Here is a 14,415-nt window from a genome sequence, read left to right on the forward strand (position 1 = left end):
GCCTACCGCGAGCGGGCTCGCCTGCGGCGGGCTTCCGCTGGCCTGCCGGCCTGCGGGTCACTTCTCTTTTTGCTGGCCCAAAGAGAAGTAACCAAGAGAAACGGCCTGGGGGCAACTCGATGAAAGGAGAAGAGCTAGGCACCCTTGCGCCTTGCCGGGTGAGGTGGTCGCTCTCAGAGGAGCTATGCGGCTACACCGCGAGCGCTCCGTGACCGGGGCGAAGGCGTGCGGCGATTCGGACTGCTGCCGGCGAGCTCAGCCCAGCTTCGGCTCCCCATCCCGGGCATCCGCCAGGTCGTGCCGCGCGCGTCGGGCGCGGCGCCCATGTTGCGCATGCCTCGTTCGTATCGCCGTACACCAGGAACACGCCGCTTGACGCGGGACCAAACCGCGAACGCTCGGTGACCGGGGCGAAGGTGCGCGGCGGCTCGGACTGCTCCCGGCGAGCTCAGCCCAGCTTGATCGGCTCCCCCATCCCGGGCATCCGCCAGCTCGTGCCGCGCGCGTCGAGCGCTTCGCCCATGCCGCGCATGCCGCGTTCGTATTCGCCGTGCACCAGGAACACGCCGCGGCGTGGCGCGGGGCCCAGCCAGTCGAGCAGGGCGGGGCGGTCGGCGTGGGCGGAGAAGCCGTTGATCGTCCAGACCCGGGCGCGCACGGCGATGTCCTCGTTGAACACGCGCACGTGGCTGGCGCCGTCGATGATCCGCCGTGCCAGCGTGCCCTCGGCCGCGTAGCCGACGAACACCACGCTGCTGCGTTCGCGCCACAGGTTGTGCTTGAGGTGGTGGCGCACGCGACCGCCGGTGCACATGCCCGAGCCGGCCAGGATGACGGCCCCGCCGTCGATGCTGTTGATCGCCATCGACTCCTGTGTGCTGCGGGTGAAATGCAGCCCGGGCATCGCGAAGGGGTCGCCGTGGCGAAGCACCTCGAGGAAGTGCGCGTCGAAACACTCCGGATGGCGCCGGAAGATCTCGGTCGCGGAGATCGCCATCGGCGAATCGAGGAACACCCGCAGCTGCTGCGGCAGTTGTCCGTCGCGCAGGCCCAGGTGCAGGTAGTAGAGGACCTCCTGCGCGCGCTCCAGCGCGAAGGTGGGGATCACCACGTTGCCGCGTCGGTTCACCGTGTCGCGGATCGCCTGGTAGAGCTCGGCCACGGAGTCGGGCAGCGAGCGATGCGGGCGGTCGCCGTAGGTGCATTCCATCACCACGTAGTCGGCGGCCGGTGCCGGTGTCGGATCACGCAGCAGCGGACGACCGGGATTGCCCAGGTCGCCGGAGAACAGGATGTTGCGCGTCCGCGGTCCGTCCTCGAGCGCGAGCAGGATCGAGGCGGAGCCGAGGATGTGGCCGGCGTCGAGAAAGCGGGCGGCGATGCCGGGCGCGACCGCGATGTCCTGGTCGTAGCCGATGCCCGGCTCGAAGAAGTCGGTCGCGTGCAGCGCGTCGTCCAGCGAGTAGAGCAGCTCGACCGGCGCGTTCCCGTTGCGGTTGGTGCGCTGTGCGCGACGGGCATCCTCCTCCTGCAGGCCGGCCGCATCGAGCAGCACCAGCCGGGCCAGCTCGCGCGTGGCGGAGGTGGCCAGGATGCGGCCGCGGAAGCCCTCGCGCACCAGTCGCGGGATGCGGCCGCAATGATCCAGGTGGGCGTGGGTGAGCAGCAACGCGTCGATCGACGCGGGCGCGAAGCCGAATGGCGCGGCATTCGCCCGCTCGGCGTCGCGGTCGCCCTGGAACATGCCGCAGTCGACCAGCACGCGCCGGCCGTTGTATTCGATCAGATGGCAGGAGCCGGTGACTTGCTTGGCCGCGCCGTGGCAACTGTAGACGAGCATCGTGCCCTCCCTCTGCTTCCACTGACTGTGGCATGAAGCCGGTCGTCGCGCTTGACCGCCGTCAAGACGATGGACCGGTGCCGGCGGCAGCCTGGGAGCAGCCCCGGAGCCGCAGGCGAGGAGCATGAACGAGACGGTCAAGGTGTGGGACCCGCTGGTACGGGCGTTCCACTGGTCGCTGGCGGCGCTGGTCCTCGGCAACTTCCTCACCGCGGAGGGCGGCACCGTGCACCGCTGGATGGGCTATGCCGCGCTCGCGCTGGTCGGCGTGCGCCTGGTGTGGGGTTTCCCCGGCACGCGCCATGCGCGCTTCGCCGATTGGGTGCCGACGCCGTCGCAGCTGCGCGACTACCTGCGCGAGCGGCTGGCCGGCCGTTCGCGGCGACGCCTCGGGCACAATCCGGCCGCCTCGTTCCACGAGGCCGGGTGGCTGGAGGAGGTGCAGGAGACGCTCGCCCTGGGCCTGCTCGCCCTGGTGGGGCTGCACGTGCTGGCGCCATCGGCGAAAGCATTCGCTATCGCGGGGAATCGGGTGTGCGCCATGATCACCGGACGCAAGCGATCGCTGAACTGAACCGCGCCGCGGGCCGGCGCTCACCGGCCGGCTCACCGGCTCACCAGCACGGGGCACCGGGCTTCCAGGATCACCCGCTGCGTTTCGCTTCCCAGCAGCAGCCGGTCCAGGCCGCGCCACCCGTGGCTGCCCATCACGATCAGGTCGCAGCCGAGCCGGGCGGCGGCCGCGACGATCGCGTGGTGCGGGCTGGGATCGGTCTCCAGGCTGCACTGGCAGGGCACGCCGGCTGCCGCGGCGTGGGTACTTACCTGGTCGAGGTAGCCCTTGCCCGCGACCTCCGCACTGTCGGCGTAATCGGCATCGCTGCCGGCGACCAGCTCGTTGAGGAACGGGATGGCCGGCAGCGGCACCACCACGTGCAGTGCGTGTACGCGCGCGCCGAGCTGCCGCGCGAGCGCAATGCCCGCATCGGCTGCGTGCAGCGACAGCTCGGAACCGTCGATGGGAATCAGGATGTGCTGGAACATGGCGAACTCCACCGGTGATCGGAAGGGACCGGCCAGGTCAGCATGGCCGTGGTCGCCGGGGCCGGCGATGACGCCGATCAAGCCGCGTACTGATCCAGGTCAGGGGCCATCCGCTGGCGCACAGACACAATCGCAGGGCAGCCATCCGGAGTCTCCCCATGCGCGCCTGCGCTTCACCCGCCCCGCTTTCCACCGCCGGCCTGCTGGCTGCCGCGCCGCATCGGCCGCTGTTCCTGGCCGGCGCGCTGGCGGTGCTGACCAGCATGGCCTGGTGGACGCTGGAACTGGCCTCGCTGCGCTTGCGCTGGCCGGCCTGGCCGCAACCCCCGGTGCCGCCGGGCTGGGCGCATGCGGTGCTGATCCAGTACGGCATGCTGCCGATGTTCGTGTTCGGCTTCCTGCTGACCACGTTTCCACGCTGGCTGGACCGTCCGCCGGTCCCGCCGCGCCGCTACCTGGCGGTGGCCGGGACGGTGTTCTGCGGTTACCTGTTGTCCCACCTGGGGCTGCTGGGCATGCCGTGGCTGCTGCGCGCCGGCGTGGCGACGATGCTGGCCGGCTACCTGGCCGGCGTGTCCGCGCTCGCCGGCGTGCTGCGGGCCGCGGCGCGGCGCAACCCGCACGCGTGGTCCTGCCTGGCCGCGTTGGGCCTGGGCGCGCTCGGCCCGGCGGCGTTTCTCGGGTTCCTGTTCGGGGCGCCCGCCGGCTGTGCGCGCCTGGCCGTGAAGCTCGGCACGTTCGGCCTGCTGGTGCCGGTGTATTTCACCGTGGCGCACCGCATGGTCCCCTTCTTCAGCGGCAATGTGGTGGCCGGCTACGTGGTACGCCGCCCTGCATGGAGCCTGCCGTTGGCCTGGCCGCTGTTGCTGGCGCATCTGGGGCTGGACCTGGCGCACCGGCCGGCCTGGCTGTGGGCGGTGGATGCACCGCTGGCGCTGCTGTTCGGCGGGCATGCGCTGGCCTGGCAGCCGTGGAAGGCGATGCGCCCGGGCCTGCTGGCGGTGCTGCATCTGGCGTTCGCCTGGCTGCCGGTCGCGTTCGCGCTGTATGCCATGCAGAGCCTGTACCTGGCGCTGGGGCACGCGCCGGTGCTGGGGCTGGCGCCGCTGCACGCGCTCACCATCGGCTACTTCGGCTCCATGCTGGTGGCGATGGTCACGCGCGTGACGCAAGGGCACTCCGGGCGGCCGTTGCAGATGGGCGCCATCCCGTGGCTGTGCTTCGCCCTGCTGCAGGGCGTGGTGCTGCTGCGCGTGTGGTCGGAACTGGCCCGCGACACGTACCTGTGGCTGGTGGCTGCTGCCTGCGGCTGGCTGGTCGCATTCCTGCCGTGGGTGCTGCGTTCGGCGTGGATCTGCCTGACGCCGCGCGCCGACGGCCGCCCCGGCTGACGGCAAGCCGCTGTGGCAGGGTGACGCAGCGGTCGGTTCCGTGCGGCGCGAATGACGCAGATCAAGCGGGGTGATCGGGCGAGACCTAGGCTGGGGTGGAACCACAGGAGACACCCCATGTCACGAACGCTGTCCACCGTGCTCGCGGCCGCCAGCATGCTGGCCCTCGCCGCCTGCTCCGGCAAGCAGGTGGCCGACGCCGCCTTGCCTCCCGCCGCCCATGCCACGCCGGCGCCGCTGCCGCCGACGCCCGACTTCGGGCCGCCGCAGGGCGCGCCGATCCACGCGGTGCTGACCAGCCCGCCGAACGTGCCGCCGCCGATCCACCGCAACTACCCGGCCAAGGTGATCGTCGAGCTGGAGGTGGTGGAGAAGGAGATGCCGATCTCCGAAGGCGTCAGCTACACCTACTGGACCTTCGGCGGCACCGTGCCCGGCAGCTTCATCCGCGTGCGCCAGGGCGACACGGTGGAATTCCACCTGAAGAACTCGCCGACCAGCAAGATGCCGCACAACATCGACCTGCACGGCGTCACCGGCCCGGGCGGCGGCGCGGCCTCGAGCTTCACCGCGCCGGGGCACGAGTCGCAGTTCACCTTCAAGGCGCTCAACCAGGGCATCTACGTCTACCACTGCGCCACCGCGCCGGTCGGCATGCACATCGCCAACGGCATGTACGGGCTGATCCTGGTCGAGCCACCGGAGGGCATGCCCAAGGTCGACCACGAGTACTACGTGATGCAGGGGGACTTCTACACCACCGGCAAGTACCGCGAAAAAGGCCACCAGCCGTTCGACATGGACAAGGCGATCGACGAGCGACCCACCTACGTGCTGTTCAACGGCCGCGAGGGCGCCCTCACCGGCGACAAGGCGCTGGCCGCCAAGGTCGGCGAGACCGTGCGCCTGTTCGTCGGCAACGGTGGTCCGAACCTGGTGTCCAGCTTCCACGTGATCGGAGAGATCTTCGATACCGTGCGCCAGGAAGGCGGCACCGTCGAACAGCACAACGTGCAGACCACGCTGATCCCGGCCGGCGGCGCGGCGATGGTCGAGTTCCGCACGCAGGTGCCGGGCAGCTACGTGCTGGTCGACCACTCGATCTTCCGTGCGTTCAACAAGGGCGCGATGGCGATCCTCAAGGTCGACGGGCCGGAAAACAAGATGGTCTATTCGGGAAAGGAGGTCGACTCGGTCTACCTGGGCGACCGCGCCGAGCCCAACCTGCACGCGGTGGCCACCGCCGCCAAGGCCAACGCCGCCGGCACGCTCAGCAAGGACGAGCAGATCGCCGCCGGCAAGCAGCTGTTCACCGGCACCTGCTCGGTCTGCCACCAGGCCAACGGCGAAGGCCTGCCCGGGGTGTTCCCGCCGCTGGCCAACTCCAGCCTGGTCGCGCAGCTGGCCAAGGAAGACAAGACCCGCCTGATCTCGATCCCGTTGCATGGCCTCACCGGCAAGGTCAACGTCAACGGCAAGGCGTACGACTCGGTGATGCCGCCGATGACCCAGCTCACCGACGACGAGGTGGCGAACCTGCTGACCTACGTGCTCAACAGCTGGGGCAACCCGGGCGGCCAGGTGACCAAGGAAGAAGTCGCGAAGGTGCGGGCGCAGCCGGCGCCGGCGCCGGGCGCGGAGCACTGACCGATGTGCCGGCGCCTGCTCCTTGTCCTGCTCGGCCTGTTGCTGGCCGGACCGACCCTGGCGGCCGACTACGCGCCGCTTTCGGGCGGCCGCTTCGCCAGCGTCCTGCCGGCGGACGGCAAGGCGGCGCCGGCCAGCCTCAAGCCGTTCCATCTGCGTACCGAACCGGTGACCAACGCCGAATTCCTCGCCTTCGTGCGGCGCCACCCCGAGTGGCGCCGCGACCGCGTGCCGCCGGTGTTCGCCGACGGCCGCTACCTTTCCCAGTGGGCCGGGCCCGACGCCCTGCCGCGCCAGCCGGTGACCCGGGTCAGCTGGTTCGCTGCGCAGGCCTATTGCGAGAGCGAACACGCCCGCCTGCCGACCTGGTACGAGTGGGAATACGCCGCCGCCGCCGATGCCACGCGCGCCGACGCGCGCAGCGACCCGACCTGGCGCGAGCGCGTGCTCGCCTGGTACGCGCGCCCCTCCAACGAGGCCTTGCCGACGATCGGCGGCGCACCCGACCTGCACGGCGTGCGCGACCTCAACGGCCTGGTCTGGGAGTGGGTGGACGACTTCAACGCGCTGATGGTGAGCAGCGACAGCCGCGAGCAGGACGGCGCGGACAAGCTCGGGTTCTGCGGCGCCGGCGCGCTCGGCATGGAGCAGAAGGAGAACTACGCCACGCTGATGCGCGTGGCGATGCTCTCTTCGCTCGAGGCTACCGATACCACGACCAACCTCGGCTTCCGCTGCGCGAGGTCCGACTGAGGGCATCCCCATGAAACGCCTGTTGTTGTTCCTTTCTGTTCTGCTGCTCGCCGGCGCCGCCCACGCGGACGCGTCATTGCCGGGCGATTCGGTGTACCGCCTCGCGGTGCCGCTGACCGACCAGGACGGCCACACCGCGCCGTTCGCGACGCGCCAGGGCACGCCGCAGCTGGTGAGCATGTTCTACGGCTCGTGCACCATGGTCTGCCCGATGATCATCCAGACCATGCAGGCCACCCGCCGCGCCGCCGGCGAGCCGCCGGCCGAGCGCCTGGCGCTGCTGGCGGTGAGCTTCGATCCCGCGCGCGACGACGTCGAAGCGCTGCGCCGCTACGCCGCCACGCACAAGCTGGACACACGCTGGTGGACCCTGGCACGCACCGCGCCGCAGGACACACGCACGCTCGCCGCGGTGCTCGGCGTGCAGTACCGCCAGCTGCCCGACGGCGACTTCAACCACTCCAGCGCGCTGTTGCTGCTCGATGCGCAGGGCCGGATCGTCGCCCGCACCCGCATCATCGGGCGCACCGACCCGGACTTCGTGACGGCCGTGCGCAAGCTGGTCGCCAACGGCGGGTCCTCCACCGGCCCTTAAGCCGCCTGTCCCCTATGAGGCAGGACGATGCTCTTGCCTTGCTCCCGCTCCCCGCCGGGGAGAGGGTGGGGTGAGGGGCGGGTGCTCGCGATTGCACTGACCGTGCGCGCCGTGACTTATTCGCTCGTATAGGCATTGCCGCGACCGGGCTCGCCTGCGGCGGGCTTCCGATCGCCTGCCGGCGCTCGGGTCACTTCTCTTTGCTGGCCCAAAGAAAAGTAACCAAGAGAAACGGCCTGGGCGCAACCCGATGCAGGAGAGCCCAGTGCCGTTGCGCCTTGCCGGGTGAGGCGCTCGCGTCGCGAGGAGCTACTGCGGCCATCCCGCGGGCGCTCGGGAACCGAGGCGAAGAGCGCATTGGCTGCGCATCATGCGCTTGCGTGCCCGCCTCTCCTGCGTCTTACCCGTGCTGGCTTGTGCAAACGCACAACGCACGGCCCGGAAGCCGAGGTGACGCCACGGGCGTCCATACGTCCGCGCGGCGAGTTGTCACACCACAGGGACGCTTGACGCGGATCAGGCTGCTCGCCTGCGGCGCTCCCGACACTGCGCGCATCTGCCACGGAGCGACCCGATGAACGCCAGACGCCTGACCCTCGCCTGCCTGCTTGCGCTCGCCAGCGCTCCGGCGTGGTCCACCGATACGCCCGCGCCCCTGCAAGTGGAATGGGACGCTCGCCTGCGCCACGAGCAGGTCGACAACGACGCCTTCAGTCGGGATGCCCGCGCCGACACGCTGTGCCTGCGGCTGGGCCTGCGCGCGCAGTTCGGCGGCGGCTGGAGCGGCTACCTCGAAGGCGCGGGCGTTGCCGCCGCGAACGAGCACTACAACAGCGGCGCCAACGGCAACACCGAGTACCCGGCGATCACCGATCCGCACGGTACGGAGCTCAACCAGGCCTATGTGGCCTGGCAGGGTCAGGCCTTCGGCGCGACGGTCGGCCGCCAGCGGCTGCTGTTCGATAACCAGCGCTGGGTCGGCAACGTCGGTTGGCGCCAGCACGAGCAGACCCACGATGCCGTGGCGTTGCAATGGCAGCCGGCCGCCGCCTGGACCGTGCGCTATGCCTGGCTCGACCGCGTGCATCGCGTTGCCGGTCGCGATGCGCTGGCGCCGCTGGCGCGCGAGCGCAAGCTGGACACGCATCTGCTCAACGCCGCCTTCCACGCCGGCCTGCAGCAGTGGAGCGGCTACGCCTATGTGCACGAGGACCGTGACCTGGCCACCGCCTCCAGCGCCACCTATGGCGTGCGCTGGACTGGCAAGCCCGCGGCGGACGGCTTCGGCTGGACACTGGAGACGGCGCGCCAGTTCGACTACGCCAACAACCCGGACCACTTCGTGCACGGCTACTGGCTGGTCGAGCCGGCGTGGACCCAGGCCGGCATCACCGGCAAGCTCGGCTGGGAGCGCTTGGGCGGCAACGGGCGCCACGCGCTGCAGACGCCGTTGGCGACTCTGCATGCCTTCGACGGCTGGGACGACCAGTTCACCGTCACGCCCGCGGGTGGGCTGGAGGATCGCTACGTCGCGTTCAACGGCGTCTTCGGCCAGCATGGCACGGCGGCGCGGCTGGGCTGGACCGTCGTCTTCCACGACTTCCGCGCTGACCATGGCGGTCGCTACGGCAGCGAATGGGATGGTTCGCTCGGCTACGCCTTCACACCGGCGCTGGCCGGATTGCTCAAGGCCGCGCACTACCACGCCGATGGTTTCGGCCGCCACGACACCAAGCTGTGGCTGCAACTGGAATGGAAGGGGGCGCAGGCACTGCGCTGAGTCGCTGGCGCCAGGGAAGGCGCCAGCCGCGCGTGTGCTCAGCGAAGCGGACCACGCGCCCCTGCATGGGAGCTTGCCGGCGAAGCGACCCACATCGTCGCGCCGAAATTGCCGCGTCCGTTGCTCACGGAGCTGGCCCAGCGTGGCTTCCACGCCGAGCCGGAGCCGCCACGGGCGGACGGCAGCGTGCGCGTGTACATCCGCCGACCGGATGACGACGGCGAAGCTGCACCTTGAGCTCTCGCCGGAATCGGCCCTGCCGCTGCGCTTCCTGCTGACCGCCCCGTGCCGGGGCGCAGCCGGGGGCCTGATGCTGCTGGTCCTGGCCGATGCGCCGCTGCATTCGCGCTCGCACCCGGCCACGCTGGCGCTGTGCACGTGTGGATGCTGGCGTGCAGGCGCAGGCCGGCTGCGCCGGGTCGTGCGGGTAGCCGAGCATGCGCGCCAGTTGCAGGCCGACCTGCACTTCCAGGTCGACGGTGACCGGCGCGGCATCCTCGCTGACGTTGTTGGGGTTGTAGGGTAGCGTGAGCATCTGCGCGGCCAGGCCCGGCAGCAGCGGGTCCGAGGCCATGTGGCCGATGTAGCGCGGGCTGTGGAACGGGACCGACTTCTTCAGCGCGGCGGAGAGCTGGTGCAGCTTGCGGCGCATGCGCGCTTCGAACGCCAGGTAGTCCGGGGCTGCGCGGCGGCGGTGGCGATTGCCGGCGGGTCCTCGGGATGGACGTTGCGCCGCCAGTAGACGTGGTCGCGCAGGAATTCGACCAGCAGCCTTTCCAGCAGCGTGTCGTTCTCGCCGTAGGGGCCCGGGAAGCAGGCGTCCAGCGTGTGGCCGCGGGGGGTCATGCGATGAGTCCGTGCAGCCAGCCCAGCGGGTGGTGCATGCGCGCCACGCCGAGCATGTAGAGGTAGGTGCAAAGCGCCAGGGCGAAACAGATCGTGCGGGCGCGCGCGCTGCGTGCGCGCTTGAGCGCGAGCGTGCCGAGCGCGACGTAGGCGACCAGCAGCGTGAGCTTGGTCGCCAGCCAACCGTTGGCGAAGACCGCGCCGGGCAGGATGGTCAGCAGCATCAGCGCGGCGGTGAGCAGCGCGGTGTCCGCGCCGTAGCTGACGTAGCGCACCGGCGGCCACTGCGCGATGGCACCGCGGCCGGCCAGCACCAGTGTGCCGCGCAGCGCGAACAGCGCGCCGCTGAGCAGGACGCAGAAGATGTGTACGGCCTTGATCTGGGGGTAGAACTCGATCATGGGTGGTCTTTCGTGCGGGACCAAGGACAAGGGGCGCGCCTCGCGGCGCGCCCCTCGGGGTCAGGCGGTTTCGCGCGCCGCCTGCGGCAGCGGCACGGCCTTGGGCTGGCGTCTGCCGCCCAGCCACAGCGAGGCGACGAACACCGAGGTCAACAGCGCGCCGACCGCGAACAGCGTGTCGCCCGGCACGCGCATCCACACCAGCAGGTGGATCAGCGGACGGTCCATGAAGTGCTCGGAGCGGGCGAACCAGTAGCCGTTGTCCAGCGCGGCGGACAGCTGCAGTATGCCCAGCGGCAGCAGGGTCAGCAGCGCCATCAGCGAAAGGCCGATGTTGAGCGTCCAGAACGCACCCTTCAGCCAGCCCTCGCGCCACTGCGCCGCCGGCCTGATGCCGCGCAGGCAGAACAGCATCAACCCCAGGCCGAGCATGCCGTACACGCCCATCAGCGCGGTGTGGCCGTGCAGCGGGGTGAGGTTGAGGCCCTGCATGTAGTACAGCGCGATCGGGGTGTTGACCAGGAAGCCGAACAGGCCGGCACCCACCAGGTTCCAGAAGCTCACCGCCACGAAGAACAGGATCGGCCAGCGGTAGCGGGCCATCCACGGCGCGGCGTGCTGCTTCTTCCAGTTGTCGTAGGCCTCCAGGCCGATCAGCGCCAGCGGCACCACTTCGAGCGCCGAGAAGCTGGCGCCCAGCGCGATCACGGCCGTGGTCGTGCCGGTGAAGTACAGGTGGTGCAGGGTGCCCAGCACGCCGCCGGCCATGAACACGAGGGTGGCGAACAGCACGTTCACCGTGGCGCTGTGCACGCGCAGCAGGCCAAGGCGTACGAACAGGTAGCTGATCACCGCGGTGGCGAACACCTCGAAGAAGCCTTCCACCCACAGGTGCACCACCCACCAGCGCCAGTACTCGACCATCGCGATGTGGGTGTGCTCGCCCCACATCAGGCCGGCGCCGTAGAGCAAGCCGATCGCGATGGTGGAAAGGAACAAAAGGCCCACGATGTTGGAGGTCTCGTCGCGGCGCCTGATCGCGGGCATCAGCGCGCGGCCGACCAGGAACAGCCACAGCATCAGGCCGACGAACAGGAAGATCTGCCAGAAGCGGCCAAGGTCGGTGTATTCCCAGCCCTGGTGGCCGAACCAGAAGTTGTACTTCAGGCCCATCTTGTCCATCACCGCGAACCACTGGCCGGCGAAGGAGCCGACCACGATGATCAGCAGGCAGACCCACAGGAAGTTCACGCCCAGGCGCTGGAACTTGGGCTCATGCCCGCCGATCACCGGCGCCATGTATAGGCCGGTGGCCAGCCACGCGGTGGCGATCCACAGCACCGCCAGCTCGGTATGCCAGGTGCGGGTGAGGCTGTAGGGCAGGATGTTGGCCAGCGCGAAGCCGTAGGCCTGCTGGCCCTCCACCTGGAAGTGCGCGGTGGTGGCGCCGAGCAGGATCTGCACCAGGAAAAGGCCCATCACCGTCCAGAAATACTTGGCGGTCGCCTTCATCGAAGGCGTGGGCTTGAAATCGATCAACGGGTCGCGTGCCGGTGGCAGCGCGGGGCCTTCCTTGTGGCTCTGCACCGCGTGGTGCCAGCCGAGCAGGCCGATGCCCAAGATCAGGAACAGCACGCTGAACACCGACCAGATGAAGCTGGTGCCGCTGGGGCGGTTGCCGACCAGCGGATCGAACGGCCAGTTCTGCGTGTAGCTCACGCTGTGCCCCGGGCGCTCAGCCGCGGCGGCCCAACTGGTCCACCAGAAGAACGCGGTGACCGCGCGGCGGTGGTCGAGCTCGGCGACGGTGTTCTCGCGCATCGCGTAGCTCACGCGCAGCGTGTGCGTGGCCGGGTCGTTGCTGAACAGGCTGTCGTAGTGGCGGGCGACCAGCTCCATCGCCTGCGCACGCAGCGGCGACATGGTGATCGTGCCGCGGGCAGGGTCGTAGGTGTTGGTCCGCTCCTCGCGGGCCACGCGCGCCTTTGCGGCGGCCTGCCGGTCCGCGTCGAGGTCGGCGAACGAGGCCACGCCCTGGTCGCGGGCGAGCAATTCGAGCATCGTGGTGGCTTCGCGATGCAGCCAGTCGGCGCTCCAGTCCGGCGCCACCAGCGCGCCGTGGCCCCAGATCGAGCCCAACTGCTGGCCGCCGATGCTCTGCCACACCTGCCGCCCCTGTTCGATGTCGGCGCGGGTGTACAGGGTCTGCCCGTCGGCGGTGAGCACGGCGGTCGGCAGCGGTGGCGCCTGCTGGTGGACCTCTTTGCCGACCCACAGCAGGAGGGAGAACGAGGCCAGCAGCAAGGCTGCCAACCCCAGCCAGAGTTTTCGGGTGGTACTCATCGCACATCTCTCCCTTGGGGATGTGCGCATGCTCGGGGTCGGCCGGGTGGCGGCTCTTGATGCAAGTCAGGCCGGAAGCATCTGGGTGGGCCGGAATGCCGCAGGGGTGGGACCGGCCTACCGGGAGCGTCGGCCAGTGGATTGTCGACGTCGAACGTCCGGCCGGCAGCGTGCGCGAGTCGGATATCGCCGATGGTCGAGGTGTCGACCTGCGGCGGGCAGTTGGGCGGCTATCGGTTTCGGCGGCGGCATCCGGTTGGCCGTCCATGGTGGACTTCCTGTGCATCGAGCGGCGGTTGATCGTCGAGGTGGGCGGGGGCAGCACCTGGAGTCGGCTCACCCGACCGGGTGCGGGATGCGTGGCTGCGGCAGCGCGACTGTTGCGTGCCGGGGTGCTTGAACCACGGTGTGCCGGAGCGTACGGGACAGGTGCCGGAAGCGATTCCTGCGGCGCTCGGATGGGCGCAGTCTTGCCTTGAACCGGCACTGACGCAACTGCGGCCTCATGGGCGGCGGGCGTCGTCTTCCTGGCCGCGAGCGTGTTCTACTTGCGGGTCTTTCCCACCAGGAGAAGCTACATGTCGCAGGTTACGTTCAAGGGCGAGCCCGTCGAGGTCCGCGGGGACTTCCCGACCAGGGGCGCGCAGGCGCCGGCGTTCACGCTGGTCGGCAAGGATCTGGCCGACGTGGCGCTGTCCAGCTACGCCGGGCAGCGCAAGGTGCTCAACATTTTTCCCAGCATCGATACGGGCGTGTGCGCCACCTCGGTGCGTCGCTTCAACGAGCTGGCGGCGAAGCTCGCCAACACCGTGGTGCTGTGCATCTCGGCCGACCTGCCGTTCGCGCAGGCGCGCTTCTGCGGCGCGGAGGGGCTGGACCGGGTGGTGATGCTGTCCACCATGCGCGGCCGCGACTTCCTCGCCGACTACGGTGTGGCGCTGGCGACCGGCCCGCTGGCCGGGCTCGCCGCACGCGCGGTGGTCGTGCTGGACGAGCACAACCGCGTGCTGCACGCGCAGCTGGTGGACGAACTGACCCACGAGCCGGACTACGACGCGGCGCTGGCGGCGCTGGCCTGAGAGCGGGCGTGCCGCTCTGCTCCCTCTCCCCCCGACTGGTCGGGGGAGAGGTCGTTGCTTCTCGGCCGTTGGTGGTGCGCCGAAGTGAAGGCCTGGGCTTTGTCCGGCGGTCCGGTCCGCCGGCTGGGAAGAGGCCCGAGGCCTCCACCGCCCAAGTCCACTCCCCTGGCGATGCCGGAAACGTCAGCGGCTGACGGACATCAGCGGTACGCCGATGCCACGTGCTTCCGGATGGAGCCCGAGTCCGTACTTCAGGCTGCGGCCGATGCGCTGGGCGTAGTCGACCATCCGCGCCGCATCGGTCTCGTCCAGCACCTCGACGCAGGTGGCGCGCCACAGGCCCAGCCAATGGTCGAAATGCTCCGCGCGAATCGGCAGCGGGCGATGGACTGCCATCGGATTGCCGCGGTAGCTGGCATCGCCGAGCGCCACCGAGCACCAGAAGCGGGTGAGCAGGCGCTTGTGCTCGGGCCAGTCGTGCACGACCGGGTTGAACACCGGGCCCAGCACGGGATCGGCGGTGACCTTGTCGTAGAAGCGATCGACCAGGCGGGCGATCGCGGTTTCGGTGAGGGTGGTGTCGCGCATGTCGGTACCGGGGGGGGGGGGGGGGGGGGGGGGGGGGGGGGGGGGGGGGGGGGGGGGGGGGGGGGGGGGGGGGGGGGGGGGGGGGGGGGGGGGGGGGGGGGGGGGGGG

Annotated in this window: 14 protein-coding genes; 7 read left to right on the forward strand and 7 right to left on the reverse strand. The window is 70.2% G+C overall.

The genetic code is table 11. The annotated features are described in order from the left end of the window. Window positions 1-448 precede the first annotated feature (448 nt). Complete coding sequence (locus WAT24_RS14175; protein ID WP_336808549.1) at window positions 449-1,840, reverse strand: MBL fold metallo-hydrolase; 1,392 nt, start codon at window positions 1,838-1,840, stop codon at window positions 449-451. A gap of 124 nt (window positions 1,841-1,964) precedes the next feature. On the opposite strand from WAT24_RS14175, the gene WAT24_RS14180 reads away from it, so the two are divergent. Further along, complete coding sequence (locus WAT24_RS14180) at window positions 1,965-2,414, forward strand: cytochrome b/b6 domain-containing protein (RefSeq protein WP_336808550.1); 450 nt, start codon at window positions 1,965-1,967, stop codon at window positions 2,412-2,414. Between the two features lie 32 nt (window positions 2,415-2,446). On the opposite strand, the gene WAT24_RS14185 is transcribed toward WAT24_RS14180, so the two are convergent. After that, window positions 2,447-2,884: a universal stress protein gene (locus tag WAT24_RS14185; RefSeq protein ID WP_336808551.1), complete on the reverse strand. Its 438-nt coding sequence runs from the start codon at window positions 2,882-2,884 to the stop codon at window positions 2,447-2,449. A 158-nt stretch (window positions 2,885-3,042) separates the two neighbouring features. Between WAT24_RS14185 and WAT24_RS14190 the strand changes: the two genes are divergently transcribed. From WAT24_RS14190 to WAT24_RS14210, 5 genes are all read left to right on the forward strand, one after another. Continuing rightward, window positions 3,043-4,275, forward strand: a complete 1,233-nt coding sequence (locus WAT24_RS14190; protein WP_336808552.1) for an NnrS family protein — start codon at window positions 3,043-3,045, stop codon at window positions 4,273-4,275. Between the two features lie 117 nt (window positions 4,276-4,392). Beyond that, window positions 4,393-5,922 (forward strand): copper-containing nitrite reductase, encoded by a 1,530-nt coding sequence (nirK, locus tag WAT24_RS14195; RefSeq protein WP_336808553.1) that lies wholly within the window; start codon window positions 4,393-4,395, stop codon window positions 5,920-5,922. A gap of 3 nt (window positions 5,923-5,925) precedes the next feature. After that, on the forward strand, window positions 5,926-6,675 hold the full coding sequence (locus WAT24_RS14200) for a formylglycine-generating enzyme family protein (RefSeq protein ID WP_336808555.1): 750 nt from the start codon (window positions 5,926-5,928) through the stop codon (window positions 6,673-6,675). Between the two features lie 10 nt (window positions 6,676-6,685). Beyond that, window positions 6,686-7,270 carry an SCO family protein gene (locus tag WAT24_RS14205; protein ID WP_336808556.1) on the forward strand — a complete coding sequence of 195 codons (585 nt, stop codon included), beginning with the start codon at window positions 6,686-6,688 and terminating at the stop codon, window positions 7,268-7,270. A 574-nt stretch (window positions 7,271-7,844) separates the two neighbouring features. Then, window positions 7,845-9,050, forward strand: a complete 1,206-nt coding sequence (locus WAT24_RS14210; protein ID WP_336808557.1) for an alginate export family protein — start codon at window positions 7,845-7,847, stop codon at window positions 9,048-9,050. Between the two features lie 124 nt (window positions 9,051-9,174). On the opposite strand, the gene WAT24_RS14215 is transcribed toward WAT24_RS14210, so the two are convergent. From WAT24_RS14215 to WAT24_RS14230, 4 genes are read right to left on the reverse strand one after another with little or no spacing between them, the layout of a single operon-like run. Further along, entirely contained in the window at window positions 9,175-9,702 is a 528-nt protein-coding gene (locus tag WAT24_RS14215) for a hypothetical protein (protein WP_336808558.1), read from the reverse strand. Further along, window positions 9,666-9,896 (reverse strand): hypothetical protein, encoded by a 231-nt coding sequence (locus WAT24_RS14220; protein WP_336808559.1) that lies wholly within the window; start codon window positions 9,894-9,896, stop codon window positions 9,666-9,668. Before WAT24_RS14220 ends, WAT24_RS14215 begins: the two co-directional genes overlap by 37 nt. Beyond that, window positions 9,893-10,297 carry a SirB2 family protein gene (locus tag WAT24_RS14225; protein ID WP_336808560.1) on the reverse strand — a complete coding sequence of 135 codons (405 nt, stop codon included), beginning with the start codon at window positions 10,295-10,297 and terminating at the stop codon, window positions 9,893-9,895. Before WAT24_RS14225 ends, WAT24_RS14220 begins: the two co-directional genes overlap by 4 nt. A 60-nt stretch (window positions 10,298-10,357) precedes the next feature. Next, on the reverse strand, window positions 10,358-12,640 hold the full coding sequence (locus WAT24_RS14230; protein WP_336808561.1) for a nitric-oxide reductase large subunit: 2,283 nt from the start codon (window positions 12,638-12,640) through the stop codon (window positions 10,358-10,360). Window positions 12,641-13,218: 578 nt separating this feature from the next. Between WAT24_RS14230 and tpx the strand changes: the two genes are divergently transcribed. Next, window positions 13,219-13,719 (forward strand): thiol peroxidase, encoded by a 501-nt coding sequence (gene tpx, locus WAT24_RS14235; RefSeq protein WP_336808562.1) that lies wholly within the window; start codon window positions 13,219-13,221, stop codon window positions 13,717-13,719. Between the two features lie 183 nt (window positions 13,720-13,902). On the opposite strand, the gene WAT24_RS14240 is transcribed toward tpx, so the two are convergent. Continuing rightward, window positions 13,903-14,307 (reverse strand): group III truncated hemoglobin, encoded by a 405-nt coding sequence (locus tag WAT24_RS14240; RefSeq protein ID WP_336808563.1) that lies wholly within the window; start codon window positions 14,305-14,307, stop codon window positions 13,903-13,905. Between the last annotated feature and the right edge of the window lie 108 nt (window positions 14,308-14,415).

Source organism: Fulvimonas yonginensis (assembly GCF_037137055.1).
GTDB lineage: Bacteria > Pseudomonadota > Gammaproteobacteria > Xanthomonadales > Rhodanobacteraceae > Frateuria_A > Frateuria_A yonginensis.